This window comes from Mesorhizobium sp. M0048 (assembly GCF_040323405.1).
GTDB lineage: Bacteria > Pseudomonadota > Alphaproteobacteria > Rhizobiales > Rhizobiaceae > Mesorhizobium.
The window spans coordinates 62,258-85,407 of record NZ_JAMYUV010000013.1; the positions used below are offsets into that span (position 1 = coordinate 62,258).

Sequence of the window (23,150 nt, forward strand, 5' to 3'; positions counted from 1 at the left end):
TGCCGGGCCGTGCCGTCAGAAAAGTCCACAGATGCATGCCTGCAGAGAATGGCATGGCGGCCGCCTTGAACACCTGAGAACATGCTGAAATTCATGGGGAATTTGTCGGAACCTTCGCCCGCCCGAACGGTTGTTTTCTTAGTCGCAACGCGACGACCCTCGTAAAAAGGAGAAGCATCATGTTCACGAAAATTCTCGCAGCTTCCGCGCTTACGATCGGTCTGGCCACGTCAGCGATGGCCCAGAACGTCGGCGATCCCTCCGGAGACGCTACCGACGGCAGCGGGCGGACGATCGTGGTCCCGGATAATGGCGGCCCTGACAGCGGCACGGATTCGACCATCACCAACAGCATTCGCGATTTCTCAACGACGAATTCGAATGCCGACCGGAATTGCCCGCCAGGCCCGCAGGGGGCTCTGCCCGATGCGACCGGCAAGGCTCCTGGCACGATGGCCCCGACGCTGAACGACAACCACTGCGGCAAGTAAGCGCCCGGTGATCACAGCACCAGGCCGCGGAGCATAGGCTCCGCGGCCTGTTGGTTTTTGCCGCAAATTAGCGCCTAACGGCCGCGGTGGTCAAAACTGACCGCGATCTCCCGACCGTCCAACGCGCGAACGATGAAGCCAACCAGCTCCTCGTCGGTTTGCCGGAACAGGGAAAGCGTCTGCGCAAATCGGCTATGACGACGGTGGTCGAGAGAATATCGCCGGAATGGTAGTCGGCCATGACGGTATGAATGGCTTTGTCGGTATCCATACCAAGCGGCGACTTGATCTGCCCCACGGAAGCCTCCACCCATCTCTCCCGGCCAACGATAGCAAGACCGCGGCAAAGCGAAAGAGCTTGTACGATTGCGTACGATCTCGCCGCGTGCGTTGCAATTTGCGGGACGCAGCCGGCGTCCTTTGTTTTGCGTTTCCAAACTATTGTCTGGCGTCGCGGCGGCTCTGGCGCCACGACCAGGCAACCTCGCTGCAGCTTCCGCGTTGAGCCATCGAGGGATGACATCAGCCTCGGAGAGCTCCCATGAAAACACTTCTATCCATCACTGCGGCAGCGATGATGGCCGGCGCGCCTTTGGTTGCTTTTGCCCAATCGGCGACGCTGACGCCTCTAACGACCGACACCATGAGCAAGGTTGACACTGCGACGTTCGTCAAGACGGTGCCCATCGCCAATACATTCGAAATCGAATCGAGCCGACTTGCGCAGACGCAGGCGAAGGCCGACGACGTAAAAGCCTTCGCGGCGCAAATGGTCACGGACCACACCAAGGCCGACGAGGAGTTCAAGGCGGCGCTCAGCAAGGGTCAGACGACTTCGGCCACCGCGCCAGCCGGCCCGCCGCTGGACACCAAGCACCAGGCGCTGCTCGACCAACTCAAGGAGGCCAGCGGGGACAGCTTCCAATCGAAATACATCGACATGCAGACCCAGGCGCATAAGGAAGCGGTGGCGCTGTTTTCCGCTTACGCAAATTCCGGCGACGATCCGGCGATGAAGGAATTTGCCAAAAAGACGCTGCCGGTGCTGCAAATGCACGAACGTCACGTGAAGGATCTCGCTGCCGCGCATCAATGAGGGCGACGACCGCCAGCGGTTTCGCCAACGGAGACGCCGGGCTTGAAGGGAGCGGCTGTCGTCGGCCCCGGGAACAAAGTACCGAGAGTGCCGTTATTCACTTGGCCTATTCCCGGGAGGATCCAATGGGAGGCGGCATTCGCGAGGCGCCGAGGGCAGTAGAGCTGGGTTTCGGCGCCGTTCCGATTGCCGCTGTCACAGGCTGAATCGATTTCCGGCCGGGACAGGTTACCATGCGCTACGGCGAGATATTTGCAAACGCAACGGCGCTCTTGTTGCTGGCGCTGATGGTTGGCGGCATCTTCATCTTGTTTGGAGAACCGCTGTGGCCGCGGCACTACGCGAGAATGGTGCTGGTCCCGAATATTGATGCCATGGCCACCGCGTCATTCCGAACAAGGTGCGCTCCAAGTCCATGCCTGCCCGACACCATCGATCAGACCATGCTGGCTCCTCGCCCCGAGGACGGACCGTGATCTGCGATTTGCAGACGCTGCAACGCTGTGGAGCGGGATGCGGTAAGGCCCGCCGCGCAAGTCGCGCCGCGGGCTTACCGGTGCAATCAAACGGTCTTGCAAACCGTCCGGCTACAACTAGGTCAGGATAAGCACGATCTTGTAGGTATTCGGATCGACGATGACGATCCGGCCATCGGCCAGCACGAAATATTCATAGGATTCGTAAGCCGGAACGATCTTGACGATGCGCGCCGGCAGACGATGCAGCCGGACCTTCTTTCGCGGAACCTCGACGCTGACAGAGATGTCGAAATCGACATTGGAAACCGGTTGGACATTCGTTTCCTTGATGACCTGGGTAATTTCTGTCTTCTGTTCAACGGTCACATTGCTGATGGAAGCGGTCGAACTCTGGTCCTGCGTCTGCGTAGAGGCGTTGCCCTGAGTCTGCTCGCTGGTCGTGGTCCCAGTCTTGCTCTGAGCCTGCTCCTCGGTCTTCATTTTCGTGTTGCCTTGGGCCTGCTCGGTAGTGGTGGTTCCGGTTTTGCCCTGGGCCTGCTCGTCGGTTTTCATTTTGGTGTTGCCCGTGGCCTGCTGGTCAGTCGTGGCGCCAGCGTTGCCCTGAGCTTGCTCGTCGGTCTTCATTTTCGGCTTGCCCTGAGCCTGCTGGTCAGTCGTAGCGCCAGCCTTGCCCTGGGCTTGCTCGTCGGTCTTCAGCTTTTTGTTGCCCTGCGCCTGTTGTTCAGTCGTAGCGCCGGCCTTGCCCTGGGCCTGCTCGCCCATCTTTGCGCCATTTGGACAGTTGGCAGTGCCGGCTGCGCAATTGGCGCCGGACTGGTCGTCGGTCGACTGCTGCGTCTGGGCAAGTGCCGCTCCGCAGCTGACGCTGATTGCTAGCATGCTGGTAATCAGAACGCCTTTCATGAGAGATCTCCTTGGAAAATGCGTCCCTTCACCGCGTAAAACTGCGGCTAAAAAACTTTGTTCCAAATTAACCGAGCGAAACGGCAAGCGATCCGAGCGGCGGAACAAGCTTTGCCCGGTGACGTTACCGACCTAGCGACCCCGCTGCGAACGGCATGACGCGGCGCAGCGCAGAGGTGGCTCACGACGAAAGGAGACGATCATGAGAATGCATCTTTCCGCGGCTGCGGCTGGGTTCTTGCTGCTTGCGGGTGTTGGCGCCGCTGCGGCCCAGGACGTGGTCATCGAACCGCAGCAGGAGACGATCGTACGCGAGTATGTGAAAAAGCAGCCTCTGGCGTCCGTCCAGCTTCCCGGCGTGGAGCTCAATGTCGGCTCGACACTGCCCGATACCGTCGAGCTTCATGAAGTTCCCAGCGTCAAATACCGCTACGTCGTCGTCGACAATCGGACCGTCCTGGTCGATCCTGGCACGCGCAGGATCGTGAAGGTCATCGAGTGAACAAGCGCGTCGCTTTGAAGGGACATGCGGCGCGTCCAGCATTGTCGACAGACTGCTGCACTTGTTGGGCATTCCGACGCAGAAAGGCCCGCCGTTCCGACGCACGGCGGGCCACATAGCGAGTCACCACGCCAGGCGGCAGGGTCCTGTGCTCGCCAGGCCAGAAACTTTGAGAGAATATTCCCGGCTCCTCATCTGGTGTGAAATACTGTTCTTTGATCTGGCGATCAGCATTTCCGATGATGCCCGCAAGGCTTCGCATTCCGCCTGGCCGCAACGATTGCAAAACCGATGAGATTGACCATGCCTGGGAACACCAACACTTCGCTTCAATTCTTCTCGGCAACTATAAGCCGGCGCGCCGGCTTCGCTGTACTTCTTGCATCAGCGGTTGCGATTGTCAGCCTTGCTGCGCCGTCGTTCGCCGAGGACAAGACGGCGGTCAAGGTCGGCATCATGAGCGGCGAGGACGAGGACGTCTGGCGCGTCGTCACCGCCCAGGCGGCGGAGAGGGGCCTGACGATCGAGACCGTGGTGTTCAACGACTATACCCAGCCGAATGAAGCGCTCGAGCGTGGCGAAATCGACGCCAACGCCTTCCAGCACAAGCCCTATCTCGACAACCAGATCAAGACGCAGGGCTATCACATCGTCCCGGTCGGCTATACCGGGGTCTGGCCGATCGGCCTTTATTCCAAGAAGTACGCGAATATTGCCGACCTGCCCGAAGACGCGGTCATTGGCGTGCCGAACGACCCGTCCAATGAGGGCGCGCACTGCGCGTCCTGCAGAGCGAACATCTGATCAAGCTCAGGGAAGGCACCGGCATTCTGGCGACGACCACCGACATCGCCGAAAACCCGAAGCACTTGGTCATCAAGGAGCTGGACGCAGGCATCGTCGGGCGCTCGGTGGAAGACCTCGACGGGGCCGTAGTCAACACGGATTGGGCGCTTAAAAGCGGCCTCACACCGGAGAACCGCATCGCCCAGGAGGCGGTGGCCGACAATCCCTATCGCAATTTCATCGCGGTCAAGGCCGGCAATGAAAACCAGCCCTGGGTAAAGACATTGGTCGCTTCCTATCAGAACGAAAAGGTGAAGGCCGAATTCGACCGGGTCTACAAGGGAACCGGCATCAGCGCCTATTGATGCCGAGCTCAACTGGGCGCTGAAGCCCGGCATGATAAAGCGGTCCGCGCTTCAACGCGGACCGCGATCGCGTTTGCGGGACACCAATACAGGAACTTTTATGAACCAGCATTTCGCCTCGGTCACCGAAGTCACGCATCCCGTCGGCGGCCGCTCCGCGGGATCGAACGATGTCGTGCGCCTCATCGAGCTGAAGCGCCGTTTCGGCGCGACAGCGGCGCTGGACGGCGTGTCGCTCAGCGTGCGCCAGGGCGAGATCCTCGGCATCATTGGCCGTAGCGGCGCCGGTAAGTCGACGCTGATACGCTGCCTGAACGGCCTGGAGCGGCCGGATTCAGGACAGGTCTTCATCGAAGGCCGCGACATCAGCCGGCTCGGCGAGCGCGAATTGCAGCCGCTGCGCCGGCGCATCGGCATGATCTTCCAGCATTTCAACCTGCTGTCCGCCAAGACGGTCGAAGACAATGTAGCGCTGCCGCTCAAGATCGAAGGCCGGCCCAGGGCCGAACGCCTGGCGCGCGCCGCCGAGCTGCTCGAGCTTGTCGGCCTGTCAGAGAAGGCGAAAGCCTATCCGGCGTCGCTGTCGGGCGGGCAGAAGCAGCGCGTCGGCATTGCCCGGGCGCTTGCGGCGCGCCCGGCGCTGCTGCTGTCGGACGAAGCGACCTCGGCGTTGGACCCGGAGACGACGCGCTCCATCCTTGCCTTGCTCAGAGACATCAACCGGCAGCTCGGCCTGACCATCCTGCTCATCACGCACGAGATGGAGGTGATCCGTTCGATCGCCGATCGTGTCGCGGTGATCGACACTGGGCGGATCGTCGAGCAAGGCCCGGTCTGGTCGGTTTTTGCGGACCCCAAGTCGGCGATCACGCAGAGCCTGCTCGGCGGCATCCGGCCGCAATTGCCGGCAGAGATCGCAAGCCGGCTAACGCGGAACGCCGGCGTGGAGGCGATCCTCAGGATCGACGTGGCCGGTGAGGCCGCGCGAAGCCCGCTTTTGTCCGATCTTGCCTCGGCAGTTCCCGGCTCGTTCCGCCTCGTGCATGGCGGCATCGATCACGTCCAGCAGCAGCCGGTCGGGACACTGTTCGTTGCGGTCGCCGGCAGCAATGAAGCTCACCTGGCAGAGGTGATCGCGTTCTTGAAAGCCCGCCAAGCGCGGGTGGAGGTGCTTGGCCATGTCGCCGGTTCTGTTTGAGCTTCTCGTCCGTTCGATCTGGGAAACGATCCTGATGACGGCCGCCTCCGGCCTCATCTCGCTGGTTTTCGGGCTGCCGCTCGGCCTGGCGCTGGTCGCCACCGACCGCGGCGGCATCGCCGAAAACCTGTGGGTGAACCGCGCGCTTGGCGCTGTCATCAACGGCTTCCGCTCTGTGCCTTTCATCATCCTGCTGGTTGCGCTGATCCCGGTGACGCGGCTGATCGTCGGCACCTCGATCGGCACCTGGGCAGCGATCGTTCCGCTGTCGATCGCGGCGACGCCCTACTATGCCCGGATCGCCGAAGTGTCGCTGCGTGAGGTCGACCACGGGCTGATCGAAGCGGCGCGCGCCATGGGCGGCAACCGCTGGACGATCATTCGCGAGGTGCTGGTGCCGGAAGCGCTGCCCGGCATCGTCGCCGGCTTCACGGTGACGCTGGTGACGCTGATCGGCGCCTCGGCGATGGCCGGCGCCATCGGCGCCGGCGGGCTCGGCGACCTCGCCATCCGCTACGGTTACCAGCGCTTCGAAACGTCAGTCATGATCGCCGTGGTCATCGTCCTGGTCGTCCTGGTCTGCGGCATCCAGTGGGCCGGCGACCGGCTGGTCGCGAGGCTGGATCACCGCAACTGATCGTTGGCCGCAAATGAGGGAATCCGATGCCGCGCCGTCATCCGGCGCGCCTCTTTTCCGTGGCTGCCCGGTCGATCCCCAATCCATCCGCCGAGAGAGCGACCCCGAACCTTTCGGCGGCTTCTGCGGGCGTGTAATAGCCCAGCGCGACATCCCTCGCCACCAGATCGGCGTCCCGCTGCAAGGGATCACCATAGCCGCCGCCGCCCGGCGTGCCGACGCGCACGCGGTCGCCGGCTTTCAACGCGATGTCCTGCTCCTTGGACAGGTGCGGCGGCACATGTTGCTTGCCGTCGCGGAACACGGTCACCGTGTTGACCGCGCCGTCCTTGCCGCCGAGCGCGCCTTGCGGGCCGAAGCGGCCGTGGTCCATGACGAAAGAGGCACGTGCATCGCCGCGCAGGATTTCCACCTCATAGGCGAGCCCGAAACCGCCGCGATGCTTGCCGGCGCCACCGGAGCCTTCCCGCAGCGCATAGTGGCGGTAGAGCACCGGGAAGGCCTGCTCCATGATTTCGACCGGCGGCGACTTGGAGATGCCTATGGTCGAGCAGCCATTGGTCAGGCCGTCGTGATCGGCGTTGCCGCCATAGCCGCCGCCGGAAATCTGGTACATGACGTAGTCGCGGCCGCGCGCCGGATCGTTGCCGCCGAGCGCGAAATTGCCGCTGGAGCCGGCCGGAGCCGCCGTCACCCGGTCCGGCAGCGCCTGCACCATCGCTGCGAACACCGCCTCGGCGATGCGCTGCGAAACCTCGGCTGCGCAGCCCGACACAGGGCGTGGATATTTGGCGTCGAGGAAGGTGCCTTCCGGCCGCTTGACGATCAGCGGTTCGAAGGCGCCGGCGCTGATCGGCACATCTGGGAAAATATGGCGCATAGCGAGATAGACCGAGGACAACGTCGTCGCCAAAACGCTGTTCATCGGCCCGGCGCAGGGTTTTGATGAGCCCGAGAAGTCGAAGCTGAGCGTGTCGCCTTTTTTCTCGACTGCCAGCGCGATGATCAGCGGCTCGTTTACCACGCCGTCTGAATCGACGAAGGCCTGCGAACGATAGATCCCGTCGGGAATGGCCGATATGTTGACGCGCATCTGTTCAGCGGCGCGGCGCCGCAATTCGGCGATCGCTTCGACAACCGTTTCATCTCCGTAACGATCCAGCATTCCGTTGAGCCTGTCCTGACCGATCAGTAGTGCCGCCGCCTGTGCGCGGATATCGCCAATGCGCTGGTCGGCGACACGGATGTTCGAGCAGATGATGGCGTAGATCTCCGGGTCGAGCACGCCCTTCTTGAACAGTTTCACCGGCGGCAACCGCAAGCCTTCCTGCTCGACCGCTGTTGCCGAGGCGGAGAAGCCGCCCGGCACCGAACCGCCAATGTCGGGCCAATGGCCGGTGTTCGACAGCCAGCAGAAGATCTTCCCGTCCCGGTAGACCGGCATGGCGAAGCGCACATCCATCAGATGGGTGCCGCCGAGATAGGGATCGTTGACGATGTAGATATCGCCCGGCTCGGGCGGCAGGCAGCGTCCGTCGGCGATCATCTCGATCACCGTTTTGGTCGAATACTGCATGACGCCGACGAACACCGGCAGACCCTGGCTGCCTTGCGCGATCAGCGAACCATCGAGCGCCGAATAGATGCCATCCGAACGGTCATTGGCCTCGGCGATAACAGGCGAGAACGCGGCGCGCGAAAACGTCAGGTCCATTTCGTCGCAGACCTGCTGCAGGGCCGCCTGGAGGACCGAAAGCGTAATAGTGTCGAGCTGCGCCATCTCAGGCCTCACCGATATCGATGATGATGTTGCCGTCGGCATCCGACCGCGCCCGGTCGCCGGGCTCGAGCACGGTAGTAGCGTCCATCTGTTCGAGGATCGCCGGCCCCATGATGACTGCGTCGAGCGGCAGCTTTTCCCTGCTGTAGACCGGCGTATCGTACCAGCGCCCGCCATACCAGACCGGCCGGATCTCGCGCCGCGCCTCTTCGAGCGTTTTGGCGCGCCCAGCCGGGTCGATCAGCCGGGACAGATCGATCGTCGGCGGCACGCCGGTGACCGACGTGTTGAGGTTGACCAGATTGGCGCGGATTTCCGGTAGCTCGACCTTGAAGCGGGCGAAATAGGCACTCTCGAACAGTTGCTGCAGTACCTGGCGTGTCACCGCAGACGAGGGCAGCGGCACGTTGATGATATGCGTCTGGCCGATGAACTGCATGTCGGCGGAATGCGTGACACGGATTGCTTCCGGCTTCACCGCTTCCTTGCCGATCAGCTCCTCGCCTTCGTTTCGGTGCCGTTCCAATATCTCGTAGAGTTGGGTTTCATCGAGACCGGCCACCGGCTGGTTGACCGTGTTGACGAAATCATGGCGCAGATCGGCGACGACGCAGCCGAGAGCATTGGTGATGCCCGGCCGCGCCGGCACCAGCACTTTCGGCAGGCCTAGTTCGCGCGCCAATGCCGTCGCATGCAGCGGACCGGCGCCGCCGAAGGCGAACAGCGCGAAATCGCGCGGGTCGTGGCCGCGCGACACCGAGACCATGCGGATGGCGCCGGCCATCTTCACGTTGCCGAGCCGCAGCACCGCACCCGCCGCTTCGACGCCGGACAAGCCTGTGGCGCGGCCGATCCTGTCCTCGAATATGCCGGTGACCCGTTCGACGGTGACCGGGTTTTCCACCGCGAGCAGCTTCTTCGGCGCCAGCCTGCCGAGCACCAGATTGGCGTCGGTGATGGTCGGCTCCAAGCCGCCGCGTCCGTAGCAGATTGGCCCGGGATTGGCGCCGGCGCTTTCCGGGCCGATCTGGATCAGGCCGGCCGCATCGACGCGGGCGATCGAGCCGCCGCCGGCGCCGACCGCATGCACCGCCACCATCGGCACGTGGATGGGCATCGCATATTCGATCTCGATCTCGTTCGACACTGCCGGCTCGGCGTTGCGGATCAGCGCCACGTCGGTCGAGGTGCCGCCCATGTCGTAGGTGACCAGGTTTTCGAAGCCGGCGCGTTTGCCGGTATAGGCGGCAGCAATGACGCCGGAAGCGGGGCCGGACATGACGGTCTTGGCCGACTCACGTGTGACAAAGCGGGCCGAGATCATGCCGCCATTGCCGTTCATGATCAGGAAGTCGCGGGCGTAGCCTTTTGACGCCAGCTCCTTGCGCAGCCGCTCGACATAGCGTTCGAGGATCGGTTGCACCGAAGCGTTGACCGAAGCGGTCACGCCGCGTTCGAATTCGCGCGCTTCCGAAAGCAGGGCGTGGCCTGTCGTGATGTAGCCGTTCGGCCAAAGCTCGGCCGCTATCTCGGCGGCGCGCCGCTCATGCGCCGGGTTGGCATAGGAATGCAGGAAATGGATGACCAGGGATTCGCAGCCGGCTGCGATCAGTTGTGAAACCGCTGTCCGCATTTCGGCCTCGTCGAGCGGGATGCGCACCGCGCCCGAGGCCTCGACCCGCTCCGACACTTCGAGCCGCAGATTGCGCGGAATGATCGGGACGAAGGTGCCCGTCATGCCATAGGCCTGCGGCCGTGTCCGCCGGCCAAGCTCGATGACGTCGCGAAAGCCGCGCGTGGTGATCATGCCGGTCTTGGCCAGCCGGCGCTCCAGGACCGCGTTGGTGGTCGTCGTCGTGCCGTGCACGATGAGGGCGATGCCGTCGACCGGAAATCCGGTGGCGCCAAGTGCCGAAACGACGCCGAACGCCTGGTTGTCGACTGTCGTCGGGGTCTTGGCGATGTGCACCCGGCCACCGTCACGGCCATCGATCAGAAGGAGGTCGGTAAAAGTTCCGCCGACATCGATGCCGGCGACGACGCTGCCAGTCGAATCCAGCGCTTGCGTCGAAAAATTCTGTCCCATTGTCGAAACCCGAAATGCCCGAACTGCCTACATGCCTTAGTTTGGAAAGCTGTTTTACGGCGGCGTCTTGACGCAAATATCGTTTGTATACTAATAAATTCCGGACACAAGAGCTTACCGCTTCGGAGTGTGCAAACGGCACGCTGGAACCTGACCGGTTCGGGCGCGCAGGTGGAGATTTGGCGCCGGCGCTGAGCCGGCCCAGAAGGTTAGGTTTGATGAACACCACATCCGCGTTCAACACAGCCGGCGCCCGGCCGTTGCAGTTCCCGATACCGGCCAATGTCTATGCCGAAACCGTGGTCTCGGTGAAGCATTATACCGACCGGCTGTTTTCGTTCCGCATCACCCGGCCGCAGTCGCTGCGCTTTCGCTCCGGCGAATTCGTCATGATCGGCCTGCCCAATGCCGAGAAGCCAGTGTTCCGCGCCTATTCGATCGCCAGCCCGTCCTGGGACGACGAACTCGAGTTCTTCTCGATCAAGGTGCCGGACGGCCCGCTTACCTCGGAGCTGCAGAAAATCGAGATCGGCGATACCGTCATCATGCGGCAGAAGTCGACGGGCACGCTGGTGGTCGACGCGCTGACGCCGGCCAAGCGCCTGTTCATGATCTCGACCGGCACCGGCATTGCTCCCTTCGCCAGCCTGCTGCGCGATCCCGATACTTATGAGAAGTTCGAGCAGGTTATCCTGACCCATACCTGCCGCTACAATGCCGAGCTCACCTACGGCCAGGAACTGGTGGCCGCACTGGAGAACGATCCGCTGATCGGCGAGCTTACCGGCGGCCGCGTCACGCTGTATAATTCGACGACGCGCGAGACCTCCGAGCGCATGGGCCGCATCACCGCGCTGATCGGCTCGGGCAAATTCTACACCGATCTCGGCATCGACAGGCTCAATCCCGAGACCGACCGCATCATGATCTGCGGCTCGATGCATATGCTCAAGGACGTCAAGGAGCTGGCTGAAAGCCACGGCTTCCAGGAAGGCTCGCTGCATCATCCGGCAAGCTTCGTCGTCGAGCGCGCCTTCGTCGGCTGAGACGCGGCAGTTCAGAGTCTACTGGTTTGCGACCCTGATTTTGACCATACGGTCAAAAGTCGGCTGCCTCGACCGTCTTTTTCCGCTATGACCGCTTGAAGGACTCGTGAAGCGCTGCTTCACGGTCTATCTTCGGCATAACTCGCTGAACAAGGGGCAGGAGATGAGCAGCACAATCCGCGAAACCGATCTCGGCACGTCCAAGATCACGCCGCTGCCGGCGCGCGCCGCCGCCAATGCGCCGATGCCGCAAGCCCATGGCATTGCCCGCAATCCCGGCATGAGGCTCGATCTCGGCTTCATGGAATCGATGCGCAGCGTCAACCGCTCGGCGCTGGAACGCCGCGTCGCCAGCCTGACCAAAAGACGCTCGATCAAGGCCGATAACCAGGCGGCCTGGCTGCTGCGCGCCGTCGCCTGCATGGACCTGACGACGCTGAACTCGAATGACACGGAAGAGCGCGTGCGCCGGCTCTGTGCCAAGGCGGTCAACCCGTTCCGTCGCGACATCGTCGAAGGGCTCGGCATTACTGGTGAAAAGATCCGCCCCGCGGCGGTCTGCGTCTATCATCCCTTCGTCGCCACCGCCGTCGAAGCGCTGCGCGGCAGCGGCGTCCATGTCGCCGCCGTTTCGACCGCCTTCCCGCATGGACTTGCACCGCTTTCGACGCGCCTGCAAGAGATCGAAGCATCGGTCCGCGACGGCGCCGACGAGATCGACGTCGTCATCCCGCGCGGTTTGGTATTCGGGGCGAAATGGCAGGAGTTCTATAACGAGATCGTCTCGATGCGCGCCGCTTGCGGCGAGGCGCATCTGAAGGTGATCCTCGGTACCGGCGACCTCGCCACGCTGCGCAACGTCATGCTCGCCTCGATGGTGGCGATGATGGGGGGTGCAGATTTCATCAAGACCTCGACCGGCAAGGAAAGTGTCAACGCGACGCTGCCGGTCGGCCTTGCCATGGTGCGCGCGATCCGCGCCTATTTCGAGGAAACCGGCTATCTCATCGGCTTCAAGCCGGCCGGTGGCATTTCCACGGCAAAAGCCTCGCTCGATTGGCTGGTGCTGATGAAGGAAGAACTGGGCCGTCCGTGGCTGGAGCCGGAGCTGTTCCGCTTCGGAGCATCGAGCCTTTTGACCGATATCGAGCGCCAGCTCGAGCATCATCTGACCGGCCACTACTCGGCCAATCATCGCCACGCGATGGCGTGATTCGGAGCGCTTCATGAACATCCTCGAACGCTATCACGCCATGGATTACGGGCTGGCGCCGGAAGCCCGCAACGAGGCCGATGCCTGGCTGGCCGCGCGGGATTTCGGCAAGGCGCTGTTCATCGGCGGCGACTGGAAGGCAGCCAGCGAAGGCAAAACCTTCGACACCAGCGATCCGTCCTCGGGAAAGCTGCTGGCCAAGGTGTCGGACGCTGGTGCCGCCGACATCGACGCGGCGGTGTCGGCCGCCACAAAAGCGCTGCCGAAATGGAGCGCCAGCACCGGCTACAGCCGAGCCAAAGTGCTCTATGCCATCGGCCGCGCCATGCAGCGCCACCAACGGCTGTTCGCGGTGCTTGAGACAATCGACAATGGCAAGCCGATCCGCGAGAGCCGCGACATCGACGTGCCGCTGGCGATCCGCCATTTTATCCATCATGCCGGCTGGGCGCAGGCGCTGGACAGGGATTTTCCCGGCCACAAGGGTGTCGGCGTCGTCGGCCAGATTATCCCGTGGAACTTCCCACTCTTGATGCTCGCCTGGAAGATCGCGCCGGCGCTCGCCGCGGGCTGCACCGTGGTGCTCAAACCCGCGGAATTCACGCCACTCACCGCGATCCTGTTTGCCGAGATCTGCGCGCGCGCCGGCGTGCCGAAGGGCGTCGTCAACATCGTCCAGGGCGGGCCGGAGGCGGGCGCGGCAATCGTCAACCATCCCGGCGTCCAGAAGATAGCCTTCACCGGTTCGTCCGAGGTCGGCAAGATCATCCGCAAGGCCACTGCCGGCTCGGGCAAGAAACTGTCGCTGGAGCTTGGCGGCAAGTCGGCATTCGTCGTTTTCGAGGATGCCGACCTCGACAGCGCCGTCGAGGGTCTAGTCGATGGTATCTGGTTCAACCAGGGCCAGGTGTGCTGTGCCGGCTCGCGCCTTCTGGTGCAGGAAGGGATCGCCGACGCCTTCATCGCCAAGGTCAAGACGCGGATGAGCCGGCTGCGCGTCGGCAGCCCGCTCGACAAGAACACCGATATCGGCCCGCTGGTCGATTTGACTCAGCTCGATCGCGTCAAGGGCCTGATTGCCGAAGGTGCCAAGCAGGGCGCGATCTGCTGGCAGCCGGACTCGGCACTGCCCGCCGCGGGCTATTACCATCTGCCAACGCTGGCGACCGGTGTTTCGCCGGCTAACATCTTGACACAGGAAGAGGTGTTCGGGCCGGTGCTCGCCACTATGACCTTCCGCAACACCGAGGAAGCGATCGAGCTCGCCAACAACACACGCTATGGCCTGGCCGCTTCGGTGTGGAGCGAGAACATCAATCTTGCCCTGCACATCGCGCCGCAATTGAAGGCCGGCGTCGTCTGGATCAACGGCACCAATATGTTCGACGCCTCCTGCGGTTTCGGCGGCTATCGCGAGAGCGGCTTTGGCCGCGAAGGCGGGCGCGAGGGCATGTTCGAATATCTCTCGGCAAAACTGCCGCTTGGCCCGATCATCAAACCGGCAACGTCTTCTGCCCAACCTGTCGAGCAGGCGGAAGGTGGCGCCATCGACCGCACGGCAAAACTGTTCATCGGCGGCAAGCAGGTCCGGCCGGACGGCAATTATTCCTTGGCCATCGCCAGCGCCAAGGGCAAGCTTGCCGGCGAGGTCGGTCTCGGCAACCGCAAGGATATCCGCGACGCCGTCGCGGCCGCGCGCGCCTGCAAGGCCTGGCCGGAGGCGACCGCCTACAACCGCAGCCAGGTACTCTACTACGTGGCCGAAAATCTTTCCGGCCGCGCCGACGAGTTTGCCGCCCGTTTGACCCAGCTCACCGGCGCGACCGCCAAGGCGGCGCGCGAAGAGGTCGAGCTGTCGATCGAGCGCCTGTTCCTCTACGCCGGCCTGGCCGACAAATTCGAGGCCCGCGTCCACCAGCCGCCGGCCCGCGCCGTCACGCTGGCGCTGCACGAGCCAGTCGGCGTCGTCGGCATCATCGCACCGGACAATGCGCCTCTGCTTGGCCTGATCTCGCTGATGGCACCGGCGCTCGCCATGGGAAACACCGTGGTCGCCGTGCCGTCCGAAAAATACCCGCTGCTTGCCACCGACCTCTACCAGGTCATCGAATATTCCGACGTTCCGGCGGGCGCCATCAACATCGTCACCGGCCGTAGCGCCGAGCTGGCCGGCGTGCTGGCCAAGCACGACGATGTCGACGGGCTCTGGATGTTCGCCGATGCCGAGACCTGTGCCAAGGCGGAGGCCGAGTCCATCGGCAATCTCAAGCGTGTCTGGACCGGCAACGGCCACAGCCTCGACTGGGCATCGAGCGAAGCAGCCGGCGATGCCTTGCTGCGCCGTGCGATCGAGGTCAAGAACGTCTGGGTGCCCTACGGCGACTGAGTGTCCCGGAGGGGACGTCCGGGCTTGACGGGCCAACAGATGTTCTTTACCGAGAAAAAACATTTGGGCGGCAGGCGAATACCGAAACAGGCGGGATGGTACTGTCCGCCTGGCACATTGCGCCCGGCCTTGTGCCGGTAAAAAGCCGAACGATTAAAGACGGGCGAGGAGAAAAGCATGGCAGATCTGACTGGCAAGATCGTTGTCGTCACGGCGGCGGCGCAAGGCATCGGCCGGGCAAGTGCGCTGGCGTTCGCCAAGGCCGGCGCCATCGTCCATGCCACCGACATCAACGAGGTGGTGCTCGCTGATCTCGGCAAGACGCCCGGTATCAAGACCCGCAAGCTCGACGTGCTGAACGACGAGGCGGTGAATGCCGCTTTTGCCGAGATCGGCACCGTCGACGTGCTGTTCAATTGCGCCGGCTTCGTCCATTCCGGCTCAATCCTCGAGATGAAGGACGGCGATCTCGACTTCGCCTATGATCTCAATGTCCGCTCGATGATCCGCACCATCCGCGCCGTGCTGCCCGGCATGCTGGAACGCGGCGACGGCTCGATCATCAACATGGCGTCGCTGGCCAGTTCGACCAAGGGCGTGCCGAACCGCTTCGTTTACGGGCTGACCAAGGCAGCCGTCATCGGTCTGACCAAATCGGTCGCCGCCGACTATGTCGGCAAGGGCATACGCTGCAATGCGATCTGTCCGGGCACGGTCGAAAGCCCGTCGCTGCAGGATCGCATGCATGCGCAGGGCGACTACGAAGCAGCTCGCGCCGCCTTCATCGCCCGCCAGCCGATGGGCCGCCTCGGCACGCCCGAGGAAATCGCCGATCTCGCCGTCTATCTGGCCGGCGCCACCTATACGTCGGGGCAGGCTTATAATATCGACGGTGGCTGGTCGATCTAAGCTCATCTCAAATCAAGGAGAGGAATTCTATGAAACTGCTGCGCTATGGCGAGGCGGGGAACGAACGCCCCGGCCTGCTCGATGCCGATGGAACGATCCGCGACCTCTCCGCCTATGTCACCGACATTGCCGGCAAGACGCTTGACCCGGCATCGCTCGAGACATTGTCGAAGCTCGATCCGAAATCGCTGCCGGCAGTTTCCGGCAAGCCGCGGATCGGCGCCTGCGTCGCCGGCACCGGCAAATTCATCTGCATCGGTCTCAACTATTCCGACCACGCCGCCGAAACCGGCGCTACCGTGCCGCCGGAACCGATCATCTTCATGAAGGCAAGCTCGGCTATTGTCGGGCCGAATGACGACGTGCTGATCCCGCGCGGCTCGGTCAAGACCGACTGGGAGGTCGAGCTCGGCGTGGTCATCGGCAGAAAAGCGAAGTATGTCACCGAGGCCGAGGCGCTGGATTATGTCGCCGGCTATTGCGTCGCGCATGACGTCTCCGAGCGCGCCTTCCAGGCTGAGCGCCAGGGCCAGTGGACCAAGGGCAAGAGCTGCGACACGTTCGGGCCGATCGGTCCGTGGCTGGTGACCAAGGACGAGGTCAATGACCCGCAGAACATTCCGATGTGGCTGACGGTCAACGGCAAGACGATGCAAAACGGCTCGACCAAGACCATGGTCTTCGGCGTCGCTTATCTCGTGTCCTATCTCAGCCAGTTCATGTCGCTGCACCCCGGCGACATCATCTCGACCGGCACGCCGCCCGGCGTCGGCCTCGGCATGAAGCCGCCGGTGTTCCTGAAGCCCGGCGACGTCGTCGAGCTCGGCATCGAAGGGCTGGGCATCCAGAAGCAGACGTTCAGGGCTGACGTGTAGCGCACCCTCCCTTCTCTCCTTGTGGGAGAAGGAAAAGAGGGCTACTTCAGCACCCTCCCATCGGCCCCAAACCGGTACGTCTTCGCCGGATCCGGCGTCGCGTACAGCGTGGCGCCAGGTTCGGCGTTATAGACGCCAAAAATGCGCACGGTGATCAAGCCAGCCTTCTCGCAGTCGAGATAGAGATTGGTGTCGGCGCCAAGATGTTCGGCATGGACAACCGTGCCTTTCCAGGCACCGGATTTCGCATCGACGGTCAGGTGCTCGGGACGGACACCGATGGTCTTGGCCGTCTCGCCAAGCCTGGCCCCGTCGACGAAGTTCATCTTCGGTGAGCCGATGAAGCCGGCGACGAATTCATTTGCCGGCGAATTGTAAAGCTCCATCGGTCCGCCGATCTGCTCGATCTTTCCCGCGTTCAGCACGACGATCTTGTCGGCCAGTGTCATCGCCTCGACCTGGTCGTGGGTGACATAGATCATCGTGGCCTTCAGCCGACGGTGCAGCTGGGCGATCTCCAGCCTGGTGTTGACGCGCAGCGCGGCATCGAGGTTGGACAGCGGCTCGTCGAACAGAAAAAGCTTGGGCTCGCGCACCACGGCGCGGCCGATGGCGACGCGCTGGCGCTGACCACCGGAAAGCTCGGCCGGCCGCCTCTCGAGGTAGGGCTCCAGCGACAGCATCGACGAGGCGATGCCGATGCGGCGGTCGATCTCGGCCGCCGGTGTGCCCGCCTGCTTGAGGCCGAGGCCCATGTTGTTCTTCACCGTCAGATGCGGATAGAGCGCATAGGTCTGGAACACCATGGCGATGCCGCGTTTGGCCGGCGGGGTGGCGGAGACGTCCGCCCCGTCGATCACCACGCGGCCCGAGGTCGAGTCCTCCAGCCCGGCAATGACCCTGAGCAGCGTCGACTTTCCGCAGCCGGATGGACCGACGAAGACGACGAACTCGCCATCCGTCACCTCGAGGTTGATGCCCTTCAGCACCTCTACCGGCCCGAAGGCCTTTTTGACATTCTCGATGTTCAGCGAGCCCACGGCTTCGTCCCTGTTCTAGAGTTTCACGGCGAGGCCGCTGCGTACGCTCTCGTCGGCGGCAAGGCAGACGGCGAGCGACTTCACCGCGTCGTCCATATGGCGGGTCAAGTCGAGATCCTCGCGGATCGCCTTGAGCACAAATGCCTGTTCGAGATCGCAGAGATCCTGATGGCCAGGCTCGCCCTCCATCGACAGCATCTCGTCCGGTTTGGCGAACTTGCCGTCCGCGCCGGTCGCCGCACTGTGCAGGCGGATGGTCGAGGTCTTGGTGTGGGTGTCGATGTCGTCGGACCTGACGCCCTCCTTCATGACGATCGACACGCAGCCATTGGGCGAGATCACGTCCTTCACGAAGAAGGCCGTCTCCGAGATCATCGGCCCCCAGCCGGCCTCGTACCAGCCGACCGAACCATCGTCGAACAGCACCTGCAGGTGGCCGTAATTATACATCGTGGGCGCAATCTCGTCGGTCAGCCGCAGCCCCATGCCGCGCACCTCGACCGGCCTGGCGTCGGTGATCTGCAGCATCACGTCGAGATAATGCACGCCGCAATCGACGATCGGCGACGTCGTCTGCATCAGCTGCTTGTGCGTCTCCCAGCTATGGCCGGAGGATTGCTGGTTGAGGTTCATTCGGAACACGTAAGGGCCGCCGAGCTTGCGCGCCTCGGCGATCAGCCGGATCCAGGACGGGTGATGGCGCAGGATGTAGCCGATCACCAGTTTTTTGCCGTTGGCCTTGGCTGCCGCGACCACGCGCTTTGCATCGGCGACGGTGGTTGCCAGCGGCTTTTCGACGAAGACATGGCAGCCGGCCTCGAACGCCCTCACCGCATAGTCGGCATGGCTGTCGGAATAGGTGGCGATGCAGGCGACGTCAGGACTCTCGTCGCGCAACGCCTGGTCAAAGGAGCGCCTGATGCCATAACTGGCGAGCCCGCCCGGCAACGGCACGTCGGAGCGATTGACCAGTGCTGCGATCTCGAAGCCCGGATTGGTATGGTAGGCCAGCGCATGGCTGCGGCCCATATTGCCGAGACCGGCGACGACGACGCGCAGAGGTTGTTGCGAACTCACTTGACCGCTCCCGAAGTGATGCCGCGGATCAGCTGCCGCGAGAAGATGACGTAGAGGATCAGCACCGGCATGATCGCCAGCGACAGTGCCGCCAGAATGGCGTTCCAGTTGGTGACGAACTGGCCGAGGAACAGCTGGGCGCCGAGCGTCACTGTCTTGGTCTCCTCCGACGGCGCCAGGATCAGCGGGAACCACAGATCGTTCCAGATCGGGATCATGGTGAAGACCGCGACCGTCGCCATCGATGGGCGCACCAGCGGCAGCACCAGCCGGAAAAAGATGGTGTATTCAGACAGGCCGTCGATCCTGCCCGCATTCTTCAGATCGTCCGAGACCTGCTTCATGAATTCCGACAGGATGAAGACGGCAAGCGGCAGGCCCTGCGCCGTGTAGACCAGGATCAGCGCCGTCAGCGTGTTAACCAGCCCGCTCGCCACCATCAGCTGCAGGATGGCGACGGTGCCGAGGCGGATCGGGATCATGATGCCGAGCGCCAGATAGAGCCCCATCAGCGAATTGCCGCGGAAGCGGTATTCCGACAGTGCGAACGCAGCCATGGCGCCGAACAGAAGCACGAAGAACAGCGAGGCGACGGTGACGACTAGGCTGTTCTGGAAATAGTGGATGAAGTCGCCCTGGCCGATCACCGTGGCGTAGCCGATCAGGTCGAAGGTCCCTGGCGTTGGCGGCGTCAGCGGCGCGCCGAAAATCCCTGCGCGCGATTTGAACGAATTCATGATGACGAGGATGACCGGAAACAGCGCGATGGCGGTGTAGGTCAACAGGATCGCGTGGGCGCCAATGATGCGGGGCAGCGAGCGGGTTGCGGTGCTCATGTCGCGCCTCAGAACTGGTAGCGACGCAAGCGCGTCTGCACGAGGAACAGGTAGACGCAGACGCCGCCGAGGATGATCAGGAACATCATCGTGGCGATCGCCGCGCCCATGTTGGGATCGCCGACCTGCAGCTGGAAACCGAAGAAGGCGCGGTAGAGGAAGGTGCCGAGAATATCCGTTGAATAGTTCGGCCCGGCCAGCGCGCCTTGCGCGGTGTAGATCAGGTCGAAAGCGTTGAAATTGCCGACGAAGGTCAGGATCGAGATGATGCCGATCGACGGCAGGATAAGCGGCAGCTTGATCTTCCAGAACTGCGCCATCCCGGTAATGCCGTCGCATTCGGCCGCTTCGATCACCTCTTCGGGAATGGACAGCAGTGCCGCATAGATCAGCATCATCGGGATGCCGACGAACTGCCACACCGAGATCAGGCTGAGCGCGGTCAGCGCATATTGTGCCTTGCCGAGCCAGGGCGTGAACAGGCTTTTCAGGCCGACAAGGTCCATCATATGCGGCGCCACGCCCCATAGCGGCGACAGGATCAGCTTCCAGGCGAAGCCGACAATGACGAAGGACAGGATCGTCGGCACGAAGATCGCCGTGCGGTAGAAGGCGGAAAACCGCAGCCTGGGGCTGGACAGAAGTGCGGCCAATAGGACGCCGATCGGGTTCTGCACCAGCATATGGATGACGAAGAACCAGACATTGTTCCTGAGGGCGTTCCAGAAATTGACCGACCAGTTGGGATCACCGAACAGCATGCGGAAATTTTCCAGTCCGACGAAGACCTGCGACTGATTGATGTTGCGGAACAAGGAAAGCTGCAGCGTGCCGGCCAGAGGCAGGATCATGATCGCCGTATAGACCAGCAACGCCGGCGCCAGGAAAACGCCGATATGCCAACGGAACGGTCTTTTCGGTGCTGCGGCCATGCATTCGGTCCCCGGATCAGGTCTTGCAATTGCCGTCAAAGGGCGCGGCGCCTCCTCTCCCTCGAGGGGAGGGTGCCTCGCACAGCGAGGCGGGTGGGGTCGGCCGATGCGGCCCGCCATCGTGGTTTCGACCGTGCTTTCCAGCAGCGATCAAGCCGCAGCCTGCCTCGACCGACCCTCTCTGTCGCCTTCGGCGACATCTCCCCATCGAGGGGGGAGACAACGCTTCGCCGCGCTCTTACTTCGCCGGCTTATACCAGCTGTCGAGGCCGTCCTGCAGCTTCTTGGCGGCAGCTTCCGGCGTGTCGGTGCCGTTGATGACGTTGGCCGATTCAACCCACGTCTCGTTTTCGAGGTTCGGCGTGCCGCGCGACAGGATCTGGTAGGTCGAGCGGATCGTCGACTTGCACTTGCCGCGCCAGGAGACGAATTCCTGGGCCAGCGGGTCTTCCATCTTCACCGGGGTGTTGTTCAGGCTGAAGAAGCCCGGCAGCGCGTTGGCGTAGATGGTGGCGAAATCCGGCGAGGCCACCCAGGACAGGAAGGTCTTGGCCGCATCCGCATTCTTCGAGGCCGCATTGAGGCCCATGCCGATGTCGGTGTGGTCGGAGATGTAGCAGGTGTCGCCGGCCTTCTGCACCGGCGGCGGGAAGGCGCCCATCTTGAACTGCGCCTGCGTGTTGAACAGGCCGATCTCCCACGAGCCGGCCGGGTAGATGGCGGCGCGGCCGAGCGTGAACAGGTTCTGGCTGTCCGGATAGGTCTGCGCCTCGAAGCCGTCGCCGAGATAGTCCTTCCACCTGGCCAGTTCCTTGAAGGGCTCGACCCACTGCGGATCAGTCAGCTTCTGCTCGCCCTTGATCAGCGCCAGGCGGCCTTCCTCGCCCTTCCAGTAGTTCGGGCCGATGTTCTGGTAGCCCATGGTCGCCGCTTCCCAGAGGTCCTTGGTGCCCATCGCCATCGGGATGTAGGTGCCGTCGGCCTTGATCTTGTCGAGCGCGGCGAAGAATTCGTCGCGCGTCTCCGGCACCTTGATGCCGAGCTTGTCGAAGGCGTCCTTGTTGTAGATGAAGCCATGGATGACGGAGGCCATCGGCACGCAGAAACTCGACTTGCCGTCGTCGGTCTGCCAGGCGGCCTTGGCGACGTCGGAAAAGTTCTCCATGCCGGGCAGGGTCGAGATGTCGGCGAGGTTGCCCTTCTTGAAGAGCTCCAGCGACTTGTCGAACGGGCGGCAGGTGATCAGGTCGCCGGCCGAGCCGGCGGCGAGTTTGGCGCCGAGGGCGGCGTCATATTCGGTTGGCGCCGACGGCGCGAACACCACCTTGATGCCCGGGTTCTTGGCTTCGAAGGCCGGGATCAGCTTGTCCTTCCAGATGGCAAGGTCGTCGCCGCGCCAGCTTTCGATGTTGAGCGTTACGTCGTCGGCGTAAGCCACCCCGGCGGAGCCGAGAATGCTGGTGCCGAGAAGAAGTGCCGTCAGTAGCTTCGTTGTCATGCTCAGTCTCCCTGTTGACCTTTTTCAGGTTCGGTTTTGATGAGAACAGAGGCATTGCGCCCCTTGCTCCCCTCGATCGCGGAAAGGGCTGGCCGCAGCTTGTGGCCGGTCCCTTCCAGTATCTTCTCGGCCGCGTCGGCGCTGGTGGCGCCGGCGGCGAGCAGAATGGCGGTCTTGACGACGCCGCCGCTCTTTTCGAGCAGGCGCGCCGCCTCGTCCTTGTCGCGCCCGCTGACGGCGGCGACGATGCGTGCGGCGCGGTCGCGCAGCTTGATGTTGTCGGCCATGAGGTTGACCATGTAGCCGTCATGGACATGGCCGAGATGGATGGCGGCCAGCGTCGACAGCATGTTGAGCGCGATCTTCTGGGCGGTGCCGGCGCCCATGCGCGTCGAGCCGGCAATCAGCTCCGGCGGCGTTTCGAGCAGGATGGCGATGTCGGCCAGCCGCAGCAGCGGCGCATCCCTGTTGTTGGCGATGGCAATCGTCGCCGCACCGCGGCGCCTGGCTTCCTCGATCGCGCGGACAGCGTAAGGTGTCGAGCCGCTGGCCGAGACGGCGATCAGGCAATCGCTATTGCCGATGCCGGCGGCGGCGACCGCTGCCGAAGCTTCGTCAACGTCATCCTCAGGCCCGCCGGCCAGTGTCCTGAAAGCTTCGTCGCCGCCGGCGATCAGGATGGCGATGCGGTCGCGCTGGATACCGAAAGTGCCCGGCAGTTCCAGCGCATCGGCCAATGCCATCAGGCCCGAGCTGCCGGCGGCCGCATAGGCGAGCTTGCCGCCGCTTTTCAGCCGGGTTGCGATAATTTCGGCTGCCGCGGCAATGGCAGGAATGGCGCCGCGTACGGCCTTGGCGGCCTCGATCTGTGCGTTGGCCAAAGAGGAAAGGATGGCGTCCGGGGCCTGGATGTCCAGTCCCTCGGCATTGTGGTGAAGCGCTTCGGTGCGCGTTTCGGCCATCCGCTTTCCTCCAATCAGAAAACAATACCAAAAAAATACCACTTGTCCACACG

At 63.1% G+C, this 23,150-nt stretch carries 20 protein-coding genes and 1 pseudogene; 12 read left to right on the forward strand and 9 right to left on the reverse strand.

The genetic code is table 11. The annotated features are described in order from the left end of the window. Positions 1-179 precede the first annotated feature (179 nt). The 3 genes from NKJ84_RS14850 (at position 180) to NKJ84_RS14860 (ending at position 2,063) form a co-directional block, all read left to right on the forward strand. Positions 180-491, forward strand: coding sequence for a hypothetical protein (locus tag NKJ84_RS14850; protein ID WP_352507056.1), 312 nt, complete (start codon positions 180-182; stop codon positions 489-491). A 541-nt stretch (positions 492-1,032) separates the two neighbouring features. Further along, complete coding sequence (locus NKJ84_RS14855; protein WP_352507057.1) at positions 1,033-1,587, forward strand: DUF4142 domain-containing protein; 555 nt, start codon at positions 1,033-1,035, stop codon at positions 1,585-1,587. A gap of 233 nt (positions 1,588-1,820) precedes the next feature. Continuing rightward, the gene (locus NKJ84_RS14860) at positions 1,821-2,063 is read left to right on the forward strand and encodes a polymerase (RefSeq protein WP_254815753.1); all 243 of its coding nucleotides are present in this window, start codon (positions 1,821-1,823) and stop codon (positions 2,061-2,063) included. 117 nt (positions 2,064-2,180) lie between these two features. On the opposite strand, the gene NKJ84_RS14865 is transcribed toward NKJ84_RS14860, so the two are convergent. Then, positions 2,181-2,969, reverse strand: coding sequence for a DUF1236 domain-containing protein (locus tag NKJ84_RS14865; RefSeq protein WP_352507058.1), 789 nt, complete (start codon positions 2,967-2,969; stop codon positions 2,181-2,183). 202 nt (positions 2,970-3,171) lie between these two features. Here NKJ84_RS14865 and NKJ84_RS14870 point away from each other — a divergent pair, with 202 nt between their 5' ends. The 4 genes and pseudogenes from NKJ84_RS14870 (at position 3,172) to NKJ84_RS14885 (ending at position 6,457) form a co-directional block, all read left to right on the forward strand. Beyond that, a complete protein-coding gene (locus NKJ84_RS14870; RefSeq protein WP_254815751.1) occupies positions 3,172-3,471 on the forward strand; it encodes a DUF1236 domain-containing protein in 300 nt (99 codons plus the stop codon). A gap of 303 nt (positions 3,472-3,774) precedes the next feature. Next, a pseudogene (locus tag NKJ84_RS14875) lies at positions 3,775-4,622 on the forward strand (MetQ/NlpA family lipoprotein). 100 nt (positions 4,623-4,722) lie between these two features. Next, entirely contained in the window at positions 4,723-5,820 is a 1,098-nt protein-coding gene (locus NKJ84_RS14880; RefSeq protein ID WP_352507059.1) for a methionine ABC transporter ATP-binding protein, read from the forward strand. Further along, the gene (locus NKJ84_RS14885) at positions 5,801-6,457 is read left to right on the forward strand and encodes a methionine ABC transporter permease (protein WP_352507060.1); all 657 of its coding nucleotides are present in this window, start codon (positions 5,801-5,803) and stop codon (positions 6,455-6,457) included. The genes NKJ84_RS14880 and NKJ84_RS14885 overlap by 20 nt, the downstream gene beginning before the upstream one ends. 37 nt (positions 6,458-6,494) lie before the next feature. Here the strand turns inward: NKJ84_RS14885 and NKJ84_RS14890 are convergent, their stop codons facing one another. Both NKJ84_RS14890 and NKJ84_RS14895 read right to left on the reverse strand, forming a co-directional pair. Next, positions 6,495-8,237 carry a hydantoinase B/oxoprolinase family protein gene (locus NKJ84_RS14890; protein ID WP_352507061.1) on the reverse strand — a complete coding sequence of 581 codons (1,743 nt, stop codon included), beginning with the start codon at positions 8,235-8,237 and terminating at the stop codon, positions 6,495-6,497. A gap of 1 nt (position 8,238) precedes the next feature. Next, positions 8,239-10,323, reverse strand: a complete 2,085-nt coding sequence (locus NKJ84_RS14895) for a hydantoinase/oxoprolinase family protein (protein WP_352507062.1) — start codon at positions 10,321-10,323, stop codon at positions 8,239-8,241. A gap of 218 nt (positions 10,324-10,541) precedes the next feature. Between NKJ84_RS14895 and NKJ84_RS14900 the strand changes: the two genes are divergently transcribed. The 5 genes from NKJ84_RS14900 to NKJ84_RS14920 all read left to right on the forward strand — a co-directional run bounded on the left by NKJ84_RS14900 (position 10,542) and on the right by NKJ84_RS14920 (position 16,752). Next, positions 10,542-11,369, forward strand: coding sequence for a ferredoxin--NADP reductase (locus tag NKJ84_RS14900; RefSeq protein ID WP_352507063.1), 828 nt, complete (start codon positions 10,542-10,544; stop codon positions 11,367-11,369). A 163-nt stretch (positions 11,370-11,532) separates the two neighbouring features. Beyond that, complete coding sequence (deoC, locus tag NKJ84_RS14905; RefSeq protein WP_352507064.1) at positions 11,533-12,582, forward strand: deoxyribose-phosphate aldolase; 1,050 nt, start codon at positions 11,533-11,535, stop codon at positions 12,580-12,582. A gap of 13 nt (positions 12,583-12,595) precedes the next feature. After that, positions 12,596-14,968 (forward strand): aldehyde dehydrogenase family protein, encoded by a 2,373-nt coding sequence (locus tag NKJ84_RS14910; protein WP_352507065.1) that lies wholly within the window; start codon positions 12,596-12,598, stop codon positions 14,966-14,968. A 177-nt stretch (positions 14,969-15,145) separates the two neighbouring features. Continuing rightward, positions 15,146-15,877, forward strand: a complete 732-nt coding sequence (locus NKJ84_RS14915) for an SDR family oxidoreductase (RefSeq protein WP_352507066.1) — start codon at positions 15,146-15,148, stop codon at positions 15,875-15,877. Between the two features lie 29 nt (positions 15,878-15,906). Next, complete coding sequence (locus NKJ84_RS14920; protein ID WP_352507067.1) at positions 15,907-16,752, forward strand: fumarylacetoacetate hydrolase family protein; 846 nt, start codon at positions 15,907-15,909, stop codon at positions 16,750-16,752. Positions 16,753-16,793: 41 nt separating this feature from the next. Here NKJ84_RS14920 and NKJ84_RS14925 read toward each other — a convergent pair whose 3' ends face one another. The 6 genes from NKJ84_RS14925 to NKJ84_RS14950 form a co-directional block, all read right to left on the reverse strand. Next, positions 16,794-17,792, reverse strand: coding sequence for an ABC transporter ATP-binding protein (locus NKJ84_RS14925; RefSeq protein WP_352476910.1), 999 nt, complete (start codon positions 17,790-17,792; stop codon positions 16,794-16,796). A gap of 15 nt (positions 17,793-17,807) precedes the next feature. Beyond that, complete coding sequence (locus NKJ84_RS14930; RefSeq protein WP_352507068.1) at positions 17,808-18,869, reverse strand: Gfo/Idh/MocA family protein; 1,062 nt, start codon at positions 18,867-18,869, stop codon at positions 17,808-17,810. Further along, complete coding sequence (locus NKJ84_RS14935) at positions 18,866-19,705, reverse strand: carbohydrate ABC transporter permease (protein WP_352507069.1); 840 nt, start codon at positions 19,703-19,705, stop codon at positions 18,866-18,868. Before NKJ84_RS14935 ends, NKJ84_RS14930 begins: the two co-directional genes overlap by 4 nt. Positions 19,706-19,713: 8 nt before the next feature. After that, the gene (locus NKJ84_RS14940) at positions 19,714-20,637 is read right to left on the reverse strand and encodes a carbohydrate ABC transporter permease (RefSeq protein ID WP_352507070.1); all 924 of its coding nucleotides are present in this window, start codon (positions 20,635-20,637) and stop codon (positions 19,714-19,716) included. A 238-nt stretch (positions 20,638-20,875) separates the two neighbouring features. Next, positions 20,876-22,135, reverse strand: coding sequence for an ABC transporter substrate-binding protein (locus NKJ84_RS14945; RefSeq protein ID WP_352476907.1), 1,260 nt, complete (start codon positions 22,133-22,135; stop codon positions 20,876-20,878). 2 nt (positions 22,136-22,137) lie between these two features. Next, complete coding sequence (locus tag NKJ84_RS14950) at positions 22,138-23,097, reverse strand: N-acetylmuramic acid 6-phosphate etherase (RefSeq protein ID WP_254815735.1); 960 nt, start codon at positions 23,095-23,097, stop codon at positions 22,138-22,140. Positions 23,098-23,150 lie beyond the last annotated feature (53 nt).